General features: G+C 61.3%; 18 protein-coding genes and 1 pseudogene. 15 read left to right on the top strand and 4 right to left on the bottom strand.

The window, feature by feature from the left end; translation table 11 throughout:
- Window positions 1-158: 158 nt before the first annotated feature.
- The 3 genes from ppdK (at window position 159) to EN749_RS04880 (ending at window position 4,969) form a co-directional block, all read left to right on the top strand.
- The gene (ppdK, locus tag EN749_RS04890; RefSeq protein ID WP_127395676.1) at window positions 159-2,837 is read left to right on the top strand and encodes a pyruvate, phosphate dikinase; all 2,679 of its coding nucleotides are present in this window, start codon (window positions 159-161) and stop codon (window positions 2,835-2,837) included.
- 118 nt (window positions 2,838-2,955) lie between these two features.
- A complete protein-coding gene (locus EN749_RS04885) occupies window positions 2,956-4,059 on the top strand; it encodes a glycosyltransferase family 9 protein (RefSeq protein ID WP_127395677.1) in 1,104 nt (367 codons plus the stop codon).
- A gap of 169 nt (window positions 4,060-4,228) precedes the next feature.
- Window positions 4,229-4,969, top strand: coding sequence for a polysaccharide deacetylase family protein (locus EN749_RS04880; protein WP_127395678.1), 741 nt, complete (start codon window positions 4,229-4,231; stop codon window positions 4,967-4,969).
- A gap of 39 nt (window positions 4,970-5,008) precedes the next feature.
- Here the strand turns inward: EN749_RS04880 and EN749_RS04875 are convergent.
- A pseudogene (locus tag EN749_RS04875) lies at window positions 5,009-5,397 on the bottom strand (DUF427 domain-containing protein).
- 145 nt (window positions 5,398-5,542) lie between these two features.
- The gene (locus tag EN749_RS04870) at window positions 5,543-5,899 is read right to left on the bottom strand and encodes a hypothetical protein (protein WP_013532740.1); all 357 of its coding nucleotides are present in this window, start codon (window positions 5,897-5,899) and stop codon (window positions 5,543-5,545) included.
- A 183-nt stretch (window positions 5,900-6,082) separates the two neighbouring features.
- Between EN749_RS04870 and EN749_RS04865 the strand changes: the two genes are divergently transcribed.
- Window positions 6,083-7,711 (top strand): fatty-acid--CoA ligase, encoded by a 1,629-nt coding sequence (locus EN749_RS04865; protein WP_127395679.1) that lies wholly within the window; start codon window positions 6,083-6,085, stop codon window positions 7,709-7,711.
- Window positions 7,712-7,791: 80 nt separating this feature from the next.
- Window positions 7,792-8,577, top strand: coding sequence for a DUF1499 domain-containing protein (locus tag EN749_RS04860; RefSeq protein ID WP_128362649.1), 786 nt, complete (start codon window positions 7,792-7,794; stop codon window positions 8,575-8,577).
- 71 nt (window positions 8,578-8,648) lie between these two features.
- Here the strand turns inward: EN749_RS04860 and EN749_RS04855 are convergent, their stop codons facing one another.
- Window positions 8,649-9,647, bottom strand: coding sequence for a LacI family DNA-binding transcriptional regulator (locus EN749_RS04855; RefSeq protein WP_127810987.1), 999 nt, complete (start codon window positions 9,645-9,647; stop codon window positions 8,649-8,651).
- 198 nt (window positions 9,648-9,845) lie between these two features.
- On the opposite strand from EN749_RS04855, the gene EN749_RS04850 reads away from it, so the two are divergent.
- Genes EN749_RS04850 through EN749_RS04830 form a run of 5 tightly spaced genes read left to right on the top strand, consistent with a single transcriptional unit; the run spans window position 9,846 to window position 14,554 of the window.
- On the top strand, window positions 9,846-10,886 hold the full coding sequence (locus EN749_RS04850; protein ID WP_127327122.1) for an ABC transporter substrate-binding protein: 1,041 nt from the start codon (window positions 9,846-9,848) through the stop codon (window positions 10,884-10,886).
- 36 nt (window positions 10,887-10,922) lie between these two features.
- Complete coding sequence (locus EN749_RS04845; RefSeq protein WP_127396569.1) at window positions 10,923-11,960, top strand: ABC transporter ATP-binding protein; 1,038 nt, start codon at window positions 10,923-10,925, stop codon at window positions 11,958-11,960.
- Window positions 11,957-12,838 carry an ABC transporter permease gene (locus tag EN749_RS04840; RefSeq protein WP_128362648.1) on the top strand — a complete coding sequence of 294 codons (882 nt, stop codon included), beginning with the start codon at window positions 11,957-11,959 and terminating at the stop codon, window positions 12,836-12,838. Before EN749_RS04845 ends, EN749_RS04840 begins: the two co-directional genes overlap by 4 nt.
- Window positions 12,831-13,622 (top strand): ABC transporter permease, encoded by a 792-nt coding sequence (locus EN749_RS04835; RefSeq protein WP_127396565.1) that lies wholly within the window; start codon window positions 12,831-12,833, stop codon window positions 13,620-13,622. The genes EN749_RS04840 and EN749_RS04835 overlap by 8 nt, the downstream gene beginning before the upstream one ends.
- A gap of 14 nt (window positions 13,623-13,636) precedes the next feature.
- The gene (locus tag EN749_RS04830) at window positions 13,637-14,554 is read left to right on the top strand and encodes a 5'-methylthioadenosine phosphorylase (RefSeq protein WP_127396568.1); all 918 of its coding nucleotides are present in this window, start codon (window positions 13,637-13,639) and stop codon (window positions 14,552-14,554) included.
- Window positions 14,555-14,587: 33 nt separating this feature from the next.
- On the opposite strand, the gene EN749_RS04825 is transcribed toward EN749_RS04830, so the two are convergent.
- A complete protein-coding gene (locus tag EN749_RS04825; protein ID WP_127327126.1) occupies window positions 14,588-15,496 on the bottom strand; it encodes an MBL fold metallo-hydrolase in 909 nt (302 codons plus the stop codon).
- A 117-nt stretch (window positions 15,497-15,613) separates the two neighbouring features.
- Between EN749_RS04825 and EN749_RS04820 the strand changes: the two genes are divergently transcribed.
- From EN749_RS04820 to EN749_RS04800, 5 genes are all read left to right on the top strand, one after another.
- Window positions 15,614-16,204, top strand: coding sequence for a biotin transporter BioY (locus EN749_RS04820; protein WP_023808554.1), 591 nt, complete (start codon window positions 15,614-15,616; stop codon window positions 16,202-16,204).
- Between the two features lie 365 nt (window positions 16,205-16,569).
- Window positions 16,570-17,847, top strand: coding sequence for a sugar transferase (locus tag EN749_RS04815; protein WP_245466273.1), 1,278 nt, complete (start codon window positions 16,570-16,572; stop codon window positions 17,845-17,847).
- A gap of 43 nt (window positions 17,848-17,890) precedes the next feature.
- Complete coding sequence (locus EN749_RS04810; protein ID WP_127810984.1) at window positions 17,891-19,165, top strand: nucleotide sugar dehydrogenase; 1,275 nt, start codon at window positions 17,891-17,893, stop codon at window positions 19,163-19,165.
- Window positions 19,165-20,190 carry an NAD-dependent epimerase gene (locus tag EN749_RS04805; protein WP_128362647.1) on the top strand — a complete coding sequence of 342 codons (1,026 nt, stop codon included), beginning with the start codon at window positions 19,165-19,167 and terminating at the stop codon, window positions 20,188-20,190. The genes EN749_RS04810 and EN749_RS04805 overlap by 1 nt, the downstream gene beginning before the upstream one ends.
- Before the next feature lie 97 nt (window positions 20,191-20,287).
- Window positions 20,288-20,850: glycosyltransferase (locus EN749_RS04800; protein ID WP_128362646.1), on the top strand; the 563-nt coding region annotated here is incomplete at its 3' end.

Here is a 20,850-nt window from a genome sequence, read left to right as displayed (position 1 = left end):
CGCATGCTGGAGCACGGCTTTGCTTAATCGATTGTAGTGGCCAGGTGGCTTTGCCGATGTCTTGCCTTTCGCACTGCAGCATCATATCGCTCCAAGGACGGACCGGCGGAACTTTCCGTTTCGCCAATCTTTCCAGTCTCCTGCAACCGGAGCGATGCATGACCAAATGGGTTTTCACCTTTGGCGATGGTGCGGCGGAAGGCCGTGCCAGCGACAGGAATCTCCTGGGCGGCAAAGGCGCCAACCTGGCCGAGATGTGCAGCCTGGGGCTGCCGGTGCCGCCGGGCTTCACCATCACCACGGAGGTCTGCAACGCCTACTACGCCAACGGCCGTATTTATCCGGCCGGGTTGGAAGCCGATGTCGCGGTCGCGCTCGATCACATCGGCCGGCTGACCGGCCGTCGGTTCGGCGACCCGTCGAAACTGCTGCTGGTGTCGGTGCGTTCGGGCGCTCGCGCCTCGATGCCCGGCATGATGGATACCGTGCTCAATCTCGGCCTGAACGACGAGACGGTCGAGGCGCTGGCCGCCGATTCCGGCGACGCGCGCTTTGCCTATGACAGCTACCGCCGCTTCATCCAGATGTATTCCGATGTCGTCATGGGCCTCGACCATGAGGTGTTCGAGGAAATCCTGGAGGATCAGAAGGGGGGGCTCGGGCACGAGCTCGACACCGAACTCACGGCGCTCGAATGGCAAGGCGTCATCGCGCTCTACAAGGCCAAGGTCGAGGAAGAGCTCGGCAGGCCTTTTCCGCAGGATCCGCATGAGCAGCTCTGGGGCGCGATATCAGCCGTGTTCTCGAGCTGGATGAACAACCGCGCCATCACCTATCGCCGGCTGCACGACATTCCCGAAAGCTGGGGCACCGCGGTCAACGTCCAGGCCATGGTGTTCGGCAATATGGGCGAAACCTCGGCCACCGGCGTTGCCTTCACGCGCAACCCTTCGACCGGCGAAAAGATGCTCTATGGCGAGTTCCTGGTGAACGCGCAGGGCGAGGACGTCGTCGCCGGCATCCGCACGCCGCAGAACATCACCGAAGCGGCACGTATCGCAGCTGGCTCGGACAGGCCGTCGCTGCAGAAGCTGATGCCTGACGCGTTCCAGTCCTTTGTCACCATCTCCGACAGTCTGGAGAAGCACTACCGCGACATGCAGGATCTCGAATTCACCATCGAGCGCGGCAAATTGTGGATGCTGCAGACCCGCTCCGGCAAGCGCACCGCCAAGGCGGCGCTGAAAATCGCCGTCGAGATGGCGCGCGACAGATTGATCACGAAAGAGGAAGCCGTCGCCCGTATCGACCCGGCCTCGCTCGACCAGTTGCTGCATCCGACTATCGACCCCAAGGCCGCGCGCGACGTCATCGGCATCGGACTGCCGGCGTCGCCCGGTGCCGCCACCGGCGAGATCGTCTTTTCCTCCGGCGACGCCGAGGAATTGAAGACGCAGGGCCGCAAGGCGATCCTGGTGCGCATCGAAACCAGCCCCGAAGACATCCACGGCATGCATGCGGCGGAAGGCATCCTGACCACGCGCGGCGGCATGACCAGCCACGCCGCGGTGGTGGCACGCGGCATGGGCAAGCCTTGCGTCTCCGGGGCCGGCTCGCTGCGTGTCGACTACAAGGCCGGCACGCTGATGGCGATGGGCTCGACCTTCCGCAAGGGCGACATCGTCACCATTGACGGCGGCAATGGCCAGGTGCTGAAGGGCGCCGTGCCGATGCTGCAGCCCGAACTTTCCGGCGATTTCGCCGCCATCATGGAGTGGGCGGACGCGGTCCGCCGCATGAAAGTGCGCACCAATGCCGAAACGCCGCTCGACGCGCGCATGGCGCGCTCCTTCGGCGCCGAAGGCATCGGCCTCTGCCGCACCGAGCACATGTTCTTCGATGGCGACCGCATCGTCGCCATGCGCGAGATGATCCTGGCAGACACCGAAAAGGACCGGCGCGCCGCACTTGCCAAGCTTCTGCCCATGCAGCGCTCGGACTTCCTCGAACTGTTCGAGATCATGGCCGGCCTGCCGGTGACGATCCGCCTGCTCGATCCGCCGTTGCACGAATTCCTGCCGAAGACCGAGGAGGAGGTGGCCGAGGTCGCCGCCGCCATGAAGGTGTCGCCGGACAAGCTCAGGCAGCGCACCGAGGCCTTGCACGAGTTCAACCCGATGCTCGGCCATCGCGGCTGCCGCCTGGCAGTCTCCTATCCCGAGATCGCCGAGATGCAGGCGCGCGCCATTTTCGAGGCGGCCGTGGAGGCCGGCAGGAAGGCCGGCGCTCTGGTGGTCCCCGAGATCATGGTGCCGCTCGTCGGCCTGGTGAAGGAACTCGATTACGTCAAGGCGCGCATCGATGCGGTTGCCAAGAGCGTCATGGAGGAAACCGGCGTCAAGATCGACTATCTCACTGGCACGATGATCGAGCTCCCCCGCGCCGCGATCCGTGCCCATGTCATTGCAGAGTCAGCCGAATTCTTCTCCTTCGGCACCAACGACCTGACCCAGACGACCTTCGGCATCTCGCGCGACGATGCGGCCTCGTTCCTGGAAACCTACCGCCAGAAGGGCATTATCGATCAGGACCCGTTCGTCTCGCTCGACATCGACGGCGTCGGCGAACTGGTGCGCATGGCCGCGCAAAAGGGCAGGGCGACGCGGCCAGACATCAAGCTCGGCATCTGCGGCGAACATGGCGGCGATCCGGCCTCGATCCGCTTTTGCGAAGAGGTCGGCCTCGACTACGTGTCCTGTTCGCCCTATCGCGTACCGATCGCCAGGCTGGCGGCCGCGCAGGCTGCGGTGCTGGTTGCGAAGGCAGGCCGCCGATAGGATCCATCCAGCTTACCGTTTTGTAAGGCAATTCACGCGAACGTGCTGGCGGCGTCGCGCAATCTCGACATTGTTCCTGCCCAATTTGCGGCTATCCGCAAATTGCTCCCGGAAACAGATGCTGCAGATTTCTCCCGCGCCGTTCCACTCGATCCTGGTCGTCCAAACCAAGTTCATAGGCGATCTCGTCCTCGCCTCGGCGCTCGCCAAGAACCTGCGGCTCGCATTCCCCGGCGCCAGCATCGTCTTTCTGTGCGAGGCTCGCTTCGAGAGCTTCGTGATCGCCCATGATATAGCTTCCGAGGTGGTCACATTCAGGCGCGACCGCATGCGCGGCACGTCCTTGGAGCGCGGGAAAGAGCTTTACGCCATGGTGCAGGCGTTGCGCCGCTTCCGTTTCGACCTGACCATCGACCTGACCGACTCGAAGACGTCGCGCATCGTCACCGGGCTCGTCAACGCCAAGACCCGTGTCGGTTACAGTCCTTCCGAAAGACCCTTGCGTATGTTGGAGCGGCAACCCGCCAATGTTTTTGCCAAGCCCTACGGCTTTGATGGTCAGCATTTCCTGTACCGCTACCTCTCGCCGCTCGAAGCGCTCGGCATCGAACTTCGCACGGTGATTCCAAACCTTGAGCCGCTGCCAATGGAGACGGCGAAAGCATTGGCGCTGCTGGGTAAGCACCATCTGAGGCCAAACGCATTCATCGCGGTACATGCGGGTGCAAGCTTCGAGGGCCGACGTTGGCAGCCGGAGCGGTTTGCAGCAGTGATCGTCGAGATTGCCGGCGAGACCGGCCTGGACGTAGTCCTGGTGGGCGGCCCGGACGAGCGCGAGATCGCCGAACGTATCGTCGCCAGGACCGCGCCGTCGGTCGTCAATCTCGTCGGTGACCTGTCGCTTGAAAGCCTGCTGGCGGTGCTGAAACAGGCCCGGCTGTTTCTCGGCAATGAGAGCGGCCCGATGCACATGGCCGCAGCCACCGGAACCCCGGTTGTCGGATTGTTCGGTCTGACGGAGCCGTCGCGCTGGGGTCCCGTCGGCGTGCCCAGCATCTCGCTCCAGCCGCCGATGCCTTGCGCCTGCATGGCCGAAAACCTCTGCCGCGCGCCGGATCCCAGCAAGGCATGCTGCGTCTGGGGCCTGGAGGTCAAGCCTGTGGTCGATGCGGTGCGCGAGGTTCTTTCGCGCACCGAAATGAAACTGGAACACGCCATCTGAGATCATGCGCCGCATGCACGACCGCTCTCGACGCGGTGGAATGACCTGTCGCCCACAGGAACGGTCACATTGTCGCGGAGCGCTTTTCTGCTATGCGCCATCCCGATTTCCGCCTTCATGCGGGTCGTTGGGATGCCTGCTTGAAATGACGGGTCCGGGAATCGGTTTGATGCGCCTGCTGCAAAAAAATCTCTGCATGATCGCCCTGTCGTGGGCGATGGCATCCGCCAGCCATGCCGCGCCCCTCGTCGAGCCGACGCTGCACATCAAGTCGCAGGCGAGCGGAGCCGGCCGTGTGGCGCTTACGCTCGACGCGTGCGGTGGACAGACCGACAACCGGATCCTTTCGGCGCTGGTGGACAACAAGATCCCCGCCACCATTTTCGTGACCGGCATCTGGCTGAAGCGAAACGCCGCCGCCGTCGAGATCATGCGGGCGCATCCCGATCTGTTCGAACTGGAAAATCATGGCGGCCACCATGTCCCGGCGGTCGACACGCCGCGGAAAATCTATGGCATTCGCAGCGCCGGCAGCCCGGATGCGGTGCTGGCCGAGGTCGAATCGGGAGCCGCCGCTCTTACCGGGACCGGCGAGCCGGCGCCGAAATGGTTTCGTGGCGCAACCGCCGAATACAGCCCGTCGTCAATCGCCATGATCCGCAAGCTTGGCTTCAAGGTCGCGGGATTCTCGATAAATGGCGACGGCGGCTCTTTGCTTGGCGCCAAGGAGACCGCCCGGCGCATCGCGGCGGCCAAGGATGGCGACGTCATCATCTCGCACATCAACCAGCCGACCCATGCGGCCGGCGAAGGCGTGGTGCAGGGGCTGCTGGCGCTCAAGGCCAAAGGCTTGACCTTTGTGCGGCTCGACGATGCCGAGGGCATCGGCAATAACGGCACGACGGAGTGACTGGCCAGCCGAGCGGATCTCGATGCCTTCGGCGTTGGCTCAGTCCGGTTTGGCTTCGATCGTGACCTTGCTTGCGTAGAATGCGCCGTGGTTGCGGATTTCAGCCATTTCGTCGAAAGGCCGCTCGTAGGCCCACATGGCGTTCTGGCCGGTCTCGCCGGCAGGCAGCACGCTCCAATAGCTTGCATCGCCCTTGTAGGGGCAATGGGTCGAGTGGTCGGTGCGGCCGAGCTTGCCGAAATCGATGTCGGCGAACGGAATGTAGAAGGCCGCCGGATAGGGGGCCTCGGTCAGCACCTTGGCCTTCGTTGTTGAAGCGATGACCACGTCTCCGACACGCACGGTAACGGTGCCGGCATAGGGCTCGACAGTGATGATTTTGTCCGGGTTGCGTTGGAAACCGGTGCGGGGTTGGCGATCTGATCCATGCGGGGGGCTCTCCTTGCGTCGACTTAAGGTGTGTCGCGCAAGCCCGTTGCGCAAGGCCGCTATCGCCATCCAGCCCGCAAAACTTGCCGAGGCCGACATTGATGAATCGGACCCTGGAATCTTCGAGGTACTTGTCGTCAGCGGTCAGGCGGCGGCCTTGAACACGTCCATGAGACCGGCATAGGCGGCAGCGATCCCGGCGACCGGGTTGCTGCTTCTCGAGACGGTCTCGACCTTCAGGGAACCGCCGCCGGTAGGCAAGGTGAGCAGCAGGAACTGGCGGTTTCCGCCATCGCCGACTGACGCGGCCGCGACGTGCTGGTCCTCGCCCTGATTCTGGACGCACATCTTGAACAGCAGCGTGCCGCCGACCGCTTCCAGCGCGCCGCCGACAACTTCAACAAATTCATCTTCGGAAACAGTCTTTGTGTCCGGCACCAGATCGGCCAGACTTTCGGCAAGCGTACTCTCGAGAGCCTTGTCGTCGAGCTGCGCGTCCATGCGAACCTCTTTCAGTCGCCAATCGCACCCCTTTGCCCGTTAACGAAACTTAACGCCGACGATGGCCGGATTGTGGCGGTTTTCCACCAATGCGGCGCTCAGGGGTGCTGGCGGCTGGACAATCCGCCGGTTCGCTCCACAATAGCTCGAAAAGCACAACGCAAAAGCGTGAGGGAGGATCGAATGCTGGGACTGATGCAGGAATGGCCACTGCTTTGCCATAAGCTCATCGACAATGCCGAGCGGCAGCATGGCGTGCGCGAGATCGTGACGCGCTCGATCGAGGGGCCGATCGTGCGCACCACTTACGCCGACATCCATCGCCGTGCCCTGAAGGTCGCCCAGCGGCTCGAGCGCGACGGCTATGGGCTGGGCGACCGCATCGCCACGCTGGCCTGGAACACCGCACGCCATATCGAGGCCTGGTACGGCATCATGGGCATCGGCGCCATCTACCACACGCTCAATCCGCGGCTGTTTCCCGAGCAGATCGTCTGGATCATGAACCATGCCGAGGACAAGGCAGTCTTCGTCGACCTGACCTTCGTGCCGCTGCTCGAGAAGATCGCCGGCGCCGTCAAGTCGCTGAAACAGGTGATCGTGCTGACCGACAGGGCGCATATGCCGCCGACGACATTGCCCAACGCGGTCGCCTATGAAGATTGGCTTGACGAAGCGGATGGCGACTTCGCCTGGAAGACCTTCGACGAAAGCACCGCCGCCGGCATGTGTTACACGTCCGGGACCACGGGCGATCCCAAGGGCGTCGTCTACAGCCATCGTTCGAACGTGCTGCACGCCATGATCGCTGCCATGCCCGACGCCATGGGACTGTCGTCGCGCGATACGATCCTGCCTGTCGTGCCGATGTTTCACGCCAATGCCTGGGGCCTTGGCCAGAGCGGGCCGATGATCGGTGCCAAGCTGGTCATGCCCGGCTGCAAGATGGATGGCGCCTCGATCTATGAACTGCTCGACACCGAGAAAGTGACCTTCAGCGCCGCCGTGCCAACCGTCTGGATGATGCTGCTGCAGCATCTGGAGGAGACCGGCAAGGAGCTTCCCCATCTCAACAAGGTTGTCATCGGCGGCTCGTCGTGCCCGCGCGCGATCATGACCAAGTTTCAGCAGAACTACGATGTCCAGGTTATCCACGCCTGGGGCATGACCGAAATGTCGCCGCTCGGCACGCTGTGTACCCTGAAGCCGGACCATGCTGGTCTTGAGGGCGAAGCCCGGCTCGACGTCCAGCAGAAACAGGGCTACCCGCCCTTCGGCGTCGAAATGAAGGTGACCGACGACGACAACAACGAGCAGCCCTGGGACGGCAAGACTTTTGGCCGCCTGAAAGTGCGTGGGCCGGCCGTTGCCCGTGCCTATTATGGCGACGCCGGCGTGGAGCAGTTCGATGAGGATGGCTGGTTCGACACTGGCGACGTCGCCCACATCGACGCCGGCGGCTACATGCAGATCACCGATCGCGCCAAGGACGTCATCAAATCCGGCGGCGAATGGATTTCGACCATCGACCTCGAGAACCTGGCTGTCGGCCATCCCGATGTCGCCGAGGCGGCAGCCATCGGCGTTCAGCATTCGAAATGGGGCGAACGGCCGCTGCTGGTCGTCGTCCGCAAACCGGGCAAGGAACCGACCAAGGCTGACATTCTCGGGTTCATGGATGGCAAGGTGGCCAAATGGTGGATGCCGGACGATGTCGCTTTCGTCGGCGAAATTCCGCACACCGCAACCGGCAAGATCCAGAAGATCACCTTGCGCCAGCAATTCAAGGACTATCGCTTGCCGACCGATTGACGCGATGTCGCATGTTTCGGCTTCATGCCATCGCAAAAAGGCACTAAGTCTCCGTTCGGGTTGGGGCAGCACGGAAAACGATGGTTAGCATTCCTGAACGGCAAACGTCGAAGGCGGCCGGCTGGTCGCGGCGCACGGCCGCTTTTTCGTTGGTGCTGCTGCTGACGGTCTTTGTGGGCCATCGCTTCGATCTCGTCGAAACACCTGTCTTTCTGTGGGTGCTCGGCATTGTCGCGCTGCTGGCGGCGATGGCGCTGTTGTTTGCCGGGTTTGCCTTTTCGCGGCTGTGGAATTTCGGCGACCGCGGCGGCCGCGACCTGACGGTCGGCGCGCTGCTGGCACTGCTGGTGCTCGCACCCTACGGCGTCGCCGCCTACTGGGCGACGATCTATCCGCCGCTCAGGGATATCTCGACGGATTTCGACGAACCGCCGACGCTCGACGTGAGCGACCGGACGAAGGATATGAACGTGCTTGCACCGTCGACGCCTGGGGAACAGCGGCTGCAGGCCGATAGCTATCCGCTGGTCAGCGCACGCAGCTACGACCTGCCGTTCGAGACTGTCGTCAATGCCGTCGAAACCGTACTCGACCGGCGCGACTGGGAGCTGTCGGAGCCCTATCCCGATCTCGCCGGGCAAAGCGAGGTGACCATCACCGCCGTCGCCAAGGGCTTCGTGATCGGCCTTCCCGCCGATGTGGCGCTCCGCGTGACGGACGATGGCGACACGGTCATCGTCGATATGCGGTCGGCATCCCGCTACGGCCGCTACGACCTTGGCGACAATGCCGCGCGCATCACCGAATTCCTGGCGGAGCTCGACCAGGAAGTCGCCGGTCAGGTCGGCGCCGCGCCAGCCGAGTGACTTTCAGAACCGGGTTGTAGTCAGGCGAATCCGTATGTCGCAGCAGAATGCAAGTTGGGTCTGCGGATAGACTATTCAGCGGGCTCGTATCTCCCCTGCAACAAGATCGTCGAGACCGGGCCAAGCGGATCGATGATCCGGCTCTCCAGGACCTCGATGAGTTTGCGTCCAACCCCGGCCATATCCACGAAATGAACGCCGATCTTTGCCGGCAGGAAGCGTGCAAGCCGCGTGCTGTCACGAGCGACGATGTGGACGTCGCTCCCTGGCACAAGACCTCTTCTGCCAAGAGCATGTAACGCCCCGAGAAGGCCCAGTTCGTTGGCGCATGCCAAGCCGGTCGGCCGATCTGACGACGCCAGTAGGCGATCGAACCAGCCTGCGCTCGATTCCATCGTGAACATGCCGTGACCGATCAGCGATTGGTCGATCGGAATACCGGCCTCGGCCAACGCCCTTTGATACCCGGCAAGACGCATGGCACTCGCCTGATCTTCCGGAACGAGAAGTTGCAATGCAATGCGTCGACAGCCCTTATCCATCAGCCGTCGGGTCGCCTCGTAGGCAATCTGTTCGTTGTCGATATCAACGTAAGGATATGCGACGTTCAGGTCCGTTCTTCCGAATGTGACGAATGGCATGCCTGCATCCAGCAGCAGCTTGACTCGCGGATCGCCCGACACCATGCGCGTGATGATCAGTCCGTCTGTGCTGCGCGCTTGAAGCTGCCGCTGCACACTCTCGACAGGATCGTCATCGGGAGTGGTGGAATAGATGGAGAGACTATAACCCGCTTGCCGCGCCGCCAGCGTCATGCCCTCGATCAAGGGAAGCTTCAATAGATCGGACAGATGGTCTTGTGTCTCCATCGGGTATACTGCCGTTATCGTCAGCGTTCGGCCGGTTTTGAGCGCGTAGCCATGATGATTTGGCAGATAACCGGCCCGTTTCGCCGCGTCTTTCACGCGTGCAATGGTCAAGGGATGGACTTCTGGCCCGTCCTTCAGAGCGCGGGAAACCGTCGTCACCGAAAGGGAAAGTTCCACCGCGAGCTGTTTTAGATTGGCCATTGTCGCCCGCCTTCATTGCTAAATCGCCGGCTGATTTCCTGCTGAAGCGCCGTGACGTTACCGGATTCGATATCCCGGTCAATCCTAACTCCTCGGGGAAGCAGCTTGACTCGGTTTAGATTGAGTGCAATCGTAACGTTACGATTAAAGAGAAACGGCGATTTTGAGCGACATTTCATAATTTCGGGAGGAGAACCTATGTCTTGGCTACGCATTTCCTTAGCAGCATTTGCAATCTCGGCTGCTTTGCCCGCCCATGCTCAAACAGTCACCATTACGACAGCGGGTGGCGACTATGGTAATGCCATGAAGGAAGCTATGTGGGGTCCTGCTGCAAAAGAGCTTGGATACGATGTCCGCGAGGAGACCCTAAGCGACGGCCTAGCCGCCTTGAAGATGCAGGTCACCTCGGGGGCTATCACGACCGACGTCATTCACCTTGGCTCACCGGAAGGCGCACAGGCTGCCGCACAATCGCTGCTGGAGCCTCTCGACTACAAGATTATCGACCCAAAGTCGGTGCCAGATGGCGCAAAGTCCGACTACTGCTATCCGTTCGACTCCTATGGCACCGTCATGTCATGGAATACCAAGACATACGGCGAGAACCCGCCGAAGACGTGGGCGGAATTCTGGGATGTTGCCAAGTTTCCTGGTCGTCGCGCGCTGCGCGCCAATGCTCAAGACTCGATCGAGATCGCACTGCTCTCCGACGGCGTGGCGCCGGCGGACATTTATCCCGTGCTCGGCACGCCGGAGGGTCTGGATCGCGCCATCAAGCGGCTCGAAGCAATCAAACCAAATGTCTCGGTGTGGTGGACCTCGGGCGCTCAGTCGGCGCAGTTGCTGAAAGACGGTGAGGCGGATTTGATCGTTACCTGGAACGGTCGGGCGGAGACAGTGAAAAAAGATGGCGGCGCGGCCGACTACACGTTCAAGGGTTCCGTCATTGGCACTGACTGTCTTGGAGTGCCGAAGGGGGCGCCGAACAAGGAAGCGGCCATGAAGCTGATAGCTGCGATGACACAGCCTGCGCGCGTGGCCAAGCTGACCGATTTCATCGCTTACGGCCCGGTCAATCCTGCTGGCTATGAGGGTGGCCTTATTCCCGCGGACCGTCTGAAGACCCTTGCGACCGCGCCTGAAAATGCCGGCACTTCGGTGTTCTCGAACGCGGATTGGTGGGTCAAGAACGGCGAGGCTGCCCAGAGGGCCTTCGATGAAATGATGAGCCGCTAAGCTTCGAATACATCGGCTCTAGGGCTGGAGCACATGATGAAGTCGCTCGCGATCACCATCGACAGCGTTCGCAAAACCTATGGGACCTACGTCGCGCTGGACGATGTTTCGCTCGACATCAAGGCTGGCGAATTCCTCACGCTGCTAGGCCCATCGGGGTCGGGCAAGACGACCTTGCTCATGGCCTTGGCCGGATTTGTCCGGCCAGATTCCGGCAAACTCTTGTTGGGGGATCGGGACATCACCCGCCTGGCGCCCAACAAGCGCGACATCGGCATCGTCTTCCAGAACTATGCCCTGTTTCCCCACATGAACGTCCTCGCGAATGTCGAGTACCCGCTGGTACTGCGCAAGGCGCCGAGATCTGAGGTCCGAAAGCGGGCGTTTGAGGCGTTGGCCCGCGTCAAGCTGGAAGATCTGTCGGAGCGCAACATTGCCGCGCTATCGGGCGGACAGCGCCAGCGGGTAGCACTGGCGCGGGCGATCGTCTTCGAACCACGCGTGATGCTGATGGACGAGCCGTTGTCGGCGCTCGACAAGAGTCTGCGCGAAACCATGCAGTATGAAATCAGACGTCTGCACGATGATTTGGGGATCACAACCATCTATGTGACGCATGACCAGCGCGAAGCGCTGATTATGTCTGACAGGGTCGCGGTCATGGATTCCGGCCGTATCCAGCAGATTGATACGCCACAGCGGATTTATCATCATCCATCGACCCGCTTCGTCGCGGAATTCCTAGGCGAGGCCAACATTATAGCCCCAGGCCTCGTGCGCAGAATCGACGGCGCCGATACATCGCCCGAAGCCCTGATGATCCGCGCGGAAAGCTTCCATCTTGATGCAAAGCTCGTCGGACGAGATGGCGTCGCGCTCGAAGGAACACTGCGCGCCAAGGTGTTTCGCGGCGAGAACTGGCTTCTGACGCTTGTGCTGGACGGCGGGCAAGAAGTTCTTGTCTGCATTCCGGCAGCCCTGGCCAGCGGCTGCGCCGAGCTTGCCACCGGCCAGTCGATGACCGCCTTTGCACCAGCCGCAAAAGTTCACGCGATGCCAGGAGCTAGGGCGTGACCGTCATGGCGAATCCCGCGCTTGCGGCAGACGCAAGACGAGAGCGGCGGTTCTTCCTCTCACTTTCTCTGCCGGCGCTGTTCATCGTTGGGCTGGCTGCGATACTGCCTATCCTGTGGATCATCCGGCAATCGTTCCTGACCACGGATGGCGAATACACTCTCGGCAACTACGAGAAGGTGCTTTCGAGCGGGCTGACATGGTCGGCACTGGTCACAACCCTTGAATTGTCCCTGGGCACGCTGGCGATCTGCATTCTTCTCGGTACTCCCCTGGCGCTCGCCCTGGCCAGCGCCAGACCTAGGGTGGCCAATTTGCTGATGGCCTTCGTCATGCTGCCATTGTGGACCTCCATTCTGGTGCGCACCTATGGCTGGCTGGTGCTGTTGCGGCGCGATGGCCTGATCAACGCAACTTTGACGGGTTCAGGCCTGACAGCTGAGCCATTGCCGCTGGTCTACAATTTCACGGGAACGCTGATCGGCATGGTTCACTACATGCTGCCGCTCTTTCTGCTGCCGGTTTATGCCGCGATGCGCGATATCGACGCCAACCTCATTCGTGCGGCGGCGAGCATGGGCGCCACTCTCGGGCAAACGACCCGCACGGTCATTCTGCCGCTTTCGGCCGGCGGCATCTTCTCGGGGTCGATCATCGTCTTCATCTATACGCTCGGCTTCTTCATCACGCCGGCGGTGCTGGGCGGCGGCAAGGTAAATCCTCTCTCCACCCGGATCGAGCGCACGCTATCGACCTTTCAGGATTGGGGGTCGGCGAGCGTCCTGGGCATTCTGCTCCTCGTTGTCATGGCTCTGATCGGTGTGATGTTCCTGTCGGCACGGCGACTGCTGACGCGCGACGGTGCGTCCCATGCTTGAGGCCTATCCGGACAACAGGCTGTCCCGCATCTGTCTGTGGGGCTTTTCCGCACTCGTGATGGCGTTCTTGATGCTGCCAACGCTCGTGGTCGCGCCGCTGTCCTTTTCGGCGTCCGACCTTCTCGAGTTCCCGCCGCGCGCATATTCATTGCGCTGGTACGATCATTTTTTCGGTTCGGCGACGTGGATGGCTGCGCTCAGGACGAGCCTGGTTCTTGGAACATTGACAGCTATGCTCGCGGTACCCTTGGGGCTGCTGGCCTGCATTTCGATAAATCGGCTCGGCGGAAAGGCCGCTGTTACCATTCAGGGCATTCTGCTCACCCCGTCCATCGTGCCAGGAATCCTGCTTGCGATCGGTCTCTTCTTTGTGCTGGCGGCGCAACATCTGGTCGGAACGCTATTCGGCGTGCTGGTCGGGCATGTGGTGTTGGCCATTCCTGTCGTGTGCATTGTGCTGTTGCCCGCTCTGGCCCGCTTTGACTGGAACCAAGTTCAGGCGGCGCGCAGCCTCGGCGCGAACTGGGCGAGAGCCATCGGCGGCATAATTGTCCCGCAGCTTCAGATCAGTCTGCTGTCGGCCATATTGATGGCCTTCCTGACATCACTCGACGAATCCGTCATTTCGATCTTCGTCTCGAGTGGTCAAAACAGCACGCTGCCGAAGCTCATGTTCATATCTCTGCGCGATCAGATCGATCCGACCATCGCGGCGATCTCAACGGTGTGGACCGCCATGGTCGTGGTCGTCGTCTTGATCGTGACTTTACACCAAAAATCATGACTGAAATTGGAAACATGCTCACAAATCAGATAGCCAGTGATCCGGCGGATCACGCAGCGGACATACCTCAGGTAGGACTGGCCATCATCACCGGGTCGGCAAACTGGGGGCTGGCCTTCCCGGAAGATATCGAATTCGATGGTGTGCGCACCTTGCGGCGTGACATTAGTTTTGAAACGCCTTTCGGCCGCAGCGACAACTGGAAGCTGATCGAGTTCGATGCCTCGATTACTGCGGAAGGCAGAACGAAACGTGCGTTGTGCATGTATTCGCACGGCAATCCGCGCGACCATATCGACCATTCCTGCCATCGCCGGGCGTTCTGGGTGTTGATGAACGCGGGTGTAAAGCAAGTCCTGGCCTGCTCGACCGTTGGAGCCGTCAACAAAGCGATTCAACCCGGCGACATGGTGGTGACTGCCGATATCATCGAACTGACGCAGACGCCTTTTTCACTGCTTCCAGACCGCCAGAGCTTTGACTGCTCGGGCAAGCAGATCGTATGTCCAAGATGTGCGGCGGTTCTGGTTGAGACGGCCCGCCGTCATTGGCCAGCCGAATGCCGGGTTCATGGCATCGAGCAGCAGTTGGTGGCTGCCCATTGTTACGGGCCTCGACTGACAACCCCAGCCGAGGCTTTGGCTTATCGAAGCATGGGCGCGGATGTGCTCAACCATTCCATCGCCCCCGAGGCGACCCTGTCGCGCGAAATCGGCGCTTGTTTCGTGCCGCTTGCGTTCGTGACCGCGGGTTTCAACGACTATATGGACCGCAGTCGCCAGGAATTGCTGCAGGAGCATGTGTTGCCGAGCCTCTCCATGACCGCCTCGCGGGTTGCGCTGGAGACCGCGGCACGACTTCCAACTGATCCTGAATGCTCTTGCCAGGGCTTGAAGTCGCCCCAACCGGCAGAGCGCTCCAGCCGCTTCTAGAGTATAAAGGGCGCAGATGAGCTCGCGCCGATCTTAGCTTGCCGGCACAAAAATACCGGTGATGGCCGGGTCGCCGTCGGTCGTGACCAGGCCGCGCGCCGTCAGATCCTCGAGATGGGCAAGCACCGACAATCCGGCGGCGCCATGCAGCCGCGGGTCGGTGTCCCTGTAGATCGCCTTGACCATGTCCACGATCGTCCGGTCCCCCTCTTTGACCCGCTCCAGAATGGCGCGCTCGCGCATCTTGCGATGCGTCTTCAACCCGCGCATGAAAGCGCGCGGTGCTGTCACCGGCCCGCCATGTCCTGGCAACAGCAAGCGGTCCCCGCGTTCGATCAAGCGGTCCAGCGAGGCCATGTAGTCGGCCATCGCCCCGTCCGGCGGGGCGACGATGGAGGTTGCCCAGGCCATGACATGATCGGCCGAAAACAGGATGCCGGTTCCCTGCAGCGCGAACGCCGCATGATTGGCGGTGTGGCCCGGGGTCAGAACCGTCCTGATCGACCAGCCGTCGCCGTCGACCACCTCGCCGTCGGGCAGGGCGACATCAGGGATGAAAGCCGTGTCGGCACTGGCATCGAGCGCATTGGTCTCGCCGATATGCAGGGCTCTTGCCGGCCGGTGCGGCCCCTCTGCCAGCACGAGGGCGCCGGTGCGCTCTTTCAGCCGGGCCGCCAGCGGGGAGTGGTCGCGATGCGTGTGGCTGACGAAGATATGGCTGACCGGCCGGCCTGCGATCACCTCGATCAGGGTCCGCAGATGCGCCTCGTCCTCCGGCCCCGGATCGATCACCGCCAGCGTATCGCGGCCAACAACGTAGCTGTTGGTGCCGTGAAAGGTGAAGGGGCTTGGATTGCGGGCCGTGATGCGCTGGACATCGGGCGCGACATTCACCCCCTGGCCATAGAAGGGGTCGAAGCCGGTATCGAATTTCAGTGCCATGCATCGGTGCCTTGTTTCGGGAAACGGCAAAACCGATTGCCGCACAACACGCAAGCCAATATAGGAGGATGTGAGGCCGCGAACATCGGAGTGCGGCAATCGGATTGGGGAAATACCATGGCAATTGCAACTACGATGCGTCCGCTTGTTTCTCTGGCTCTGCCGCAAAACGGCGCGGCGCGGCTGGCAACGCAGCTTTTCCTGGCCATCGCCGGAACGCTTGTGCTGACACTGTCGGCCAAGACCAAGGTAATGCTCGGGCCGGTCGACATTTCGATGCAGACGCTGGCCGTGCTGCTGATCGCCGCCGCCTTCGGCATGCGTCTCGGCGTCGCCACCCTGCTGCTCTACATGGCCGAGGGCGCCATGGGCTTCCCCGTCTTCCAGAGCACGCCTGAAAAGGGTCTCGGCATTGCCTACATGCTCGGCTCGACCGGCGGCTATCTCGCCGGCTTCGTGGTCATGGCGGCAATTGTCGGCTGGGCGGCGGATCGCGGCTGGGACCGCCATCCAATCAAGCTTTTCAACGCCATGCTGGTTGGCGAAGTCGTCATGATGGCAATGGGCTTTGCCTGGCTGGCGCTGCTCATCGGTCCGGAAAAGTCGTGGCAGTTCGGCGTCGTGCCGTTCATCGTCGGCGACCTGATCAAGGTGGCGCTCGCGGCAAGCCTGGTGCCGGCCGTCTGGACGCTGCTGAAGCGCGGCTGAAGCGCGCGATCGAAGAAACGGCCAGGGGCAATCAAGCCACTGGCCGGAGCGGCGTCACTGGCGGATTTCCGGTCTGATGTCCGCCAACCTCGATAGATTGTCGGTTAGATCGCCCTAGACGCTGCGACATCTTCAGTAATGATCATTAAGTCGCTTTATTAGCCCAGGCTTTTCAATTTCCCGAACTGTTGATCTGAGAAATAGATGCTTGCTGGCGCGACCGCGCTGTCGTAGCTCTTGGTCTTCGACTGTATCGAATCGCCGGGGGGCGAGACGTCCGATTCGTTGTTGTGAACGATCAGGTCAGATGCGCTATCGCGCTGGTCTGTCGCCGATACGGCAGCTTCGGGGAAGGGGGGAAGACGTTGAATGTCGCAGCGTCGACTATTGTCGGAAGCCGGCACTTCCTGTTCAGGATTCGGTTTCAACTGCTTGGCGGACTGACATTCGCGATTTTTGCGCCGGCGATCATCCGGATTGTCTTCAATCCTGAATTCATCTATTCGGCCAATCTTCAGGTAACAGTAGCCGCTGCGGTCATCGCGCACCTTGTGGGCTTCTTGTCTTATCGCCGCATCGGAAATTTCCCAGGCGTGGCCGCGGCAAGTTACATCTTGCCGACATTTGCCCTGTCCTACGGGGCTGTTTTCCTGACCATCTTCTTTTTTCGGTTCGAGTACAGCCGGTTTCAGGCTGCCGCCAGTTTCACGCAGTCCACGCTCTGGTACTTCGGCCTGAGCCTGTTGACGCGGCGTCTCGATCCGTACCGGCTCGTGGTGATTCCCGGCGGAGATGTCGAGCGCCTCAAGACGTTACCGGGTGTGCATTGGTTTTGGATCAAGTCGACCAGTACGATAATCGAAAGAGCCAGCGGCGTGGTCGTTGATCTGCGTGCCGATCTTGGCGCGGAATGGGAACGATACATCGCGGATCGGGCCCTTTCGGGAACGCCCGTATACCACGTCAAGCAGGTCAGAGAGTCGCTGACCGGTCGGGTCGAGATCGAGCACCTGTCGGAAAACACGCTTGGTTCGCTCAATCCGAACCAGGCCTATCTCAAGATCAAGCAGGCGGTCGACTGGGTCTCGGCACTTGTCTTGATCATCGTTCTTTCCCCCGTTCTGGCGTTGATAGCGCTGCTGATCCGGCTGGATTCCGATGGTCCTGCGCTGTTTCGCCAGCAACGCATGGGCTACCGGGGAAAGATCTGCACGGTCTACAAGTTTCGCTCGATGCGCCAGCACTCTGGCGCCGGCAGCGACAAGGAAAGGGCGATCACCAGGCACGACGATGACCGCATCACCAGAGTCGGGCGTTTCCTGCGAAAATCCAGGATCGACGAACTGCCGCAGGTCATCAACATCCTGCGTGGCGAAATGAGTTGGATCGGGCCGCGGCCGGAAGCTGTCGTGCTGTCGCAGTGGTACGAGGCTGAGCTGCCATTCTACCGCTACAGGCATATCGTCAGGCCGGGCATAAGTGGGTGGGCACAAGTAAATCAGGGGCATGTGGCTGCCGTCGATGACGTTATGGAAAAATTGCACTATGATTTCTATTACATAAAGAACTTTTCGCCTTGGCTGGACGTTTTGATAACTCTCAAGACGCTGAAAACGATGCTTACCGGCTTTGGTGCGAGATAACCAATGCGAAGCATGGCTCTGGAATAGCAAGCGCAGGAAGCAGATGGATCTCGCCTCCAGGAAAATAGCGATCATCGGGCTTGGCTATGTCGGCCTGCCGCTGGCGGTCGCCTTCGGCGCCGGCAGGGATGTCGTCGGTTTCGACATCGACCAGTCGAGGGTGGACGCGCTGAGGCGTGGCGACGACCATACGCTGGAAGCCAGCAGCGATGAGATCAGTGCTGCGTCGCGGCTGACATTCACCACCGACAAGGCCGATCTGCGCGATTGCGGGATTTTCATCGTCACGGTTCCAACGCCGATCGACAGGGCCAACCGTCCGGATCTGAAACCGCTGATCATGGCATCGACTTTTGTCGGCGAGGTCATATCGCCAGGCGCGGTGGTGATCTTCGAATCGACGGTCTATCCCGGCTGCACGGAAGAGGTGTGCGCGCCGCTGATCGAGAAACATTCGGGCCTGCGCTACAATGAGGGGTTCTTCCTCGGCTACAGTCCCGAGCGCATCAATCCGGGCGACCGCGAGCATCGGTTGCAAACGATCGTCAAGGTCACCAGCGGCTCGACGCCGGAAGCGGCCGAAGGTATCGATGCGCTCTATGCCTCGATCGTGCCGGCAGGCACACACCGTACCTCGAGCATTGCGGTCGCCGAAGCGGCCAAGGTCATCGAGAACACTCAGCGCGACCTCAACATCGCGCTGATGAACGAGTTGTCGCTTATCTTCGGCAAGCTCGGCATCGACACGTCCGAAGTGCTGGAAGCCGCCGGCACCAAATGGAATTTCCTGCGCTTCACGCCTGGTCTCGTCGGCGGCCACTGCATCGGCGTCGATCCCTACTATCTCACCCACAAGGCCCAGGAACTCGGCTATCATCCGGAGGTGATTCTTGCTGGCCGCCGTATCAATGACGGCATGGGTCGGCACGCGGCGGATCAGACGGCCCGCCTGATGATGCGCAAGGGAATACCTGTCGTTGGCAGCCGGATTCTGGTGATGGGCGCGGCCTTCAAGGAAAATTGTCCGGACCTGAGGAATTCCAAGGTCGCCGATATCGTTGCCCAACTGAAGGAATACAACGCCGGCATCGACATATGGGACCCCTGGGTCGACGCGCAGGAATGCGCGCGTGCCTTCGGCGTAGCCAGCATGAAGGACATTCCCGACATGCGTTATGACGGCGTTATCGTGGCCGTCGGCCACAGGCAGTTCCGCGCGTTAGGCGTCGACGGCCTGATGGCGCTTTGCAAGACCCCGGGCGTCATCTACGACATCAAGGGTCTGTTCCCCAGGCATGTCACGGATGGGCGTTTCTGATGAAGGTTCTGGTCACCGGCGCGGCCGGCTTCATAGGATATCACGTAGCGAAGCGGCTGCTGGCGCGCGGTGACGAGGTCGTCGGCATCGACAACGTCAACGACTATTACGATCCGGAGATCAAGGAGGCGAGGCTGCGGCTTCTGGACGAGGCGAGCCGCAAGACCAATGCCGGCTATCATTTCATCCGCGGCAATCTCGCCGACAAGAGCGTGGTCGACGCCTGCTTTGCCGACCATGCATTCGACCGGGTGATCCATCTCGCCGCCCAGGCCGGGGTTCGCTACAGCCTGGAAAACCCGCATGCCTATGTCGAAAGCAACATCATCGCCTACACCAACATGCTGGAGGCCTGCCGCAACAGCGCCGTCGCGCACCTGACCTATGCCAGCACGTCGAGTGTCTACGGTGCCAACACCGACATGCCGTTTTCCGAGCATCGTCCGGCCGACCATCCGCTGCAGTTCTACGCCGCGACCAAGCGCGCCAACGAACTGATGGCGCACAGCTACAGCCATCTGTTCGGATTGCCGACGACCGGGCTTCGCTTCTTCACGGTGTATGGTCCCTGGGGTCGCCCGGACATGGCGCTGTTCCTGTTCACCAGGAACATCCTGGCCGGCGAGCCGATCAAGCTGTTCAACAACGGCAACCACACGCGCGACTTCACCTATGTCGATGACATCGCCGAAGGCGTGATCCGCGCCAGCGACAGCCCGGCCACGGGCAATGCCGCCTGGGACTCCAGCCGTCCCGATCCGGCCACAAGCAGCGCCCCCTGGCGCATCTTCAACATCGGCAACAACAACCCGGTGAAGCTGACCGCCTATGTCGAGGCGCTGGAAAACGCGCTGGGCCGCAAAGCCATCGTCGAACTCTTGCCGCTGCAGCCCGGCGACGTGCCCGATACCTTCGCCGACACCTCGGCGCTGGAGCAGGCGGTCGGCTACCGCCCGGCGACGACGGTGACCGAGGGCGTCGGGCGGTTCGTCGAGTGGTACAAGGCGTATTTTGCGCGGGGATAAGGCTCGGCGTTTCCCGGCTGATCCGCGCTGTTCCATGATCGCGTAACCAGGAGCAGATGGAATCGATACGGCTCGCAAACAGGCAGTCTGCAATCCATTGCAGTCCCAGGCGCTATTGAGCGTCTGCATCCCCACGTTCAATCGGCGGGATCGCGTTGCGGCGCTGGTTCAGCAACTGTTGCGTACGGACTGCCCATTGCAGATATGCGTCCATGTCGACGGTTCGACCGACGGAACGAACGAAGCGCTTGCGGAAATCGCATCTCGCGATGCCAGTTTGGTGGTCACCACCGGCCCGAATGACGGCAGAGGCCGCGCGATGTTTTCGGCGATTGCTTCCGCCACTGGCGACTATTGCATGGTCTTCGATGATGACGACGATCTCTCCACCGATCGCCTGCCGGAAGTCTGTGAGCACCTCTCGCAGAGAGGTGTCGATGAGAAGATTGCGGGTTTTGTGTTCTCGATGGCTCTTGGCCACCCAGAGACGGCAGCAGAGCCGTTTCCGTCGGAACGGACAAACCTGATAAAGATGCGGGCCGACGAACGGGTGGTCGGCGACAAGAAGGAGGTCATCAAAACTCCTTTGCTTAAACGGGTTGCCGTGCCCCCAGCGGGGCGGTTCCGCCGCGTTCCAACATCTCTTCTCTGGTCCAGATT

Source organism: Mesorhizobium sp. M7A.F.Ca.ET.027.02.1.1 (genome assembly GCF_004022985.1).
Classification (GTDB): Bacteria; Pseudomonadota; Alphaproteobacteria; order Rhizobiales; family Rhizobiaceae; genus Mesorhizobium.
Note: the sequence above shows the minus strand (reverse complement) of the source record. Positions and strands in the feature narration are given on the sequence as shown.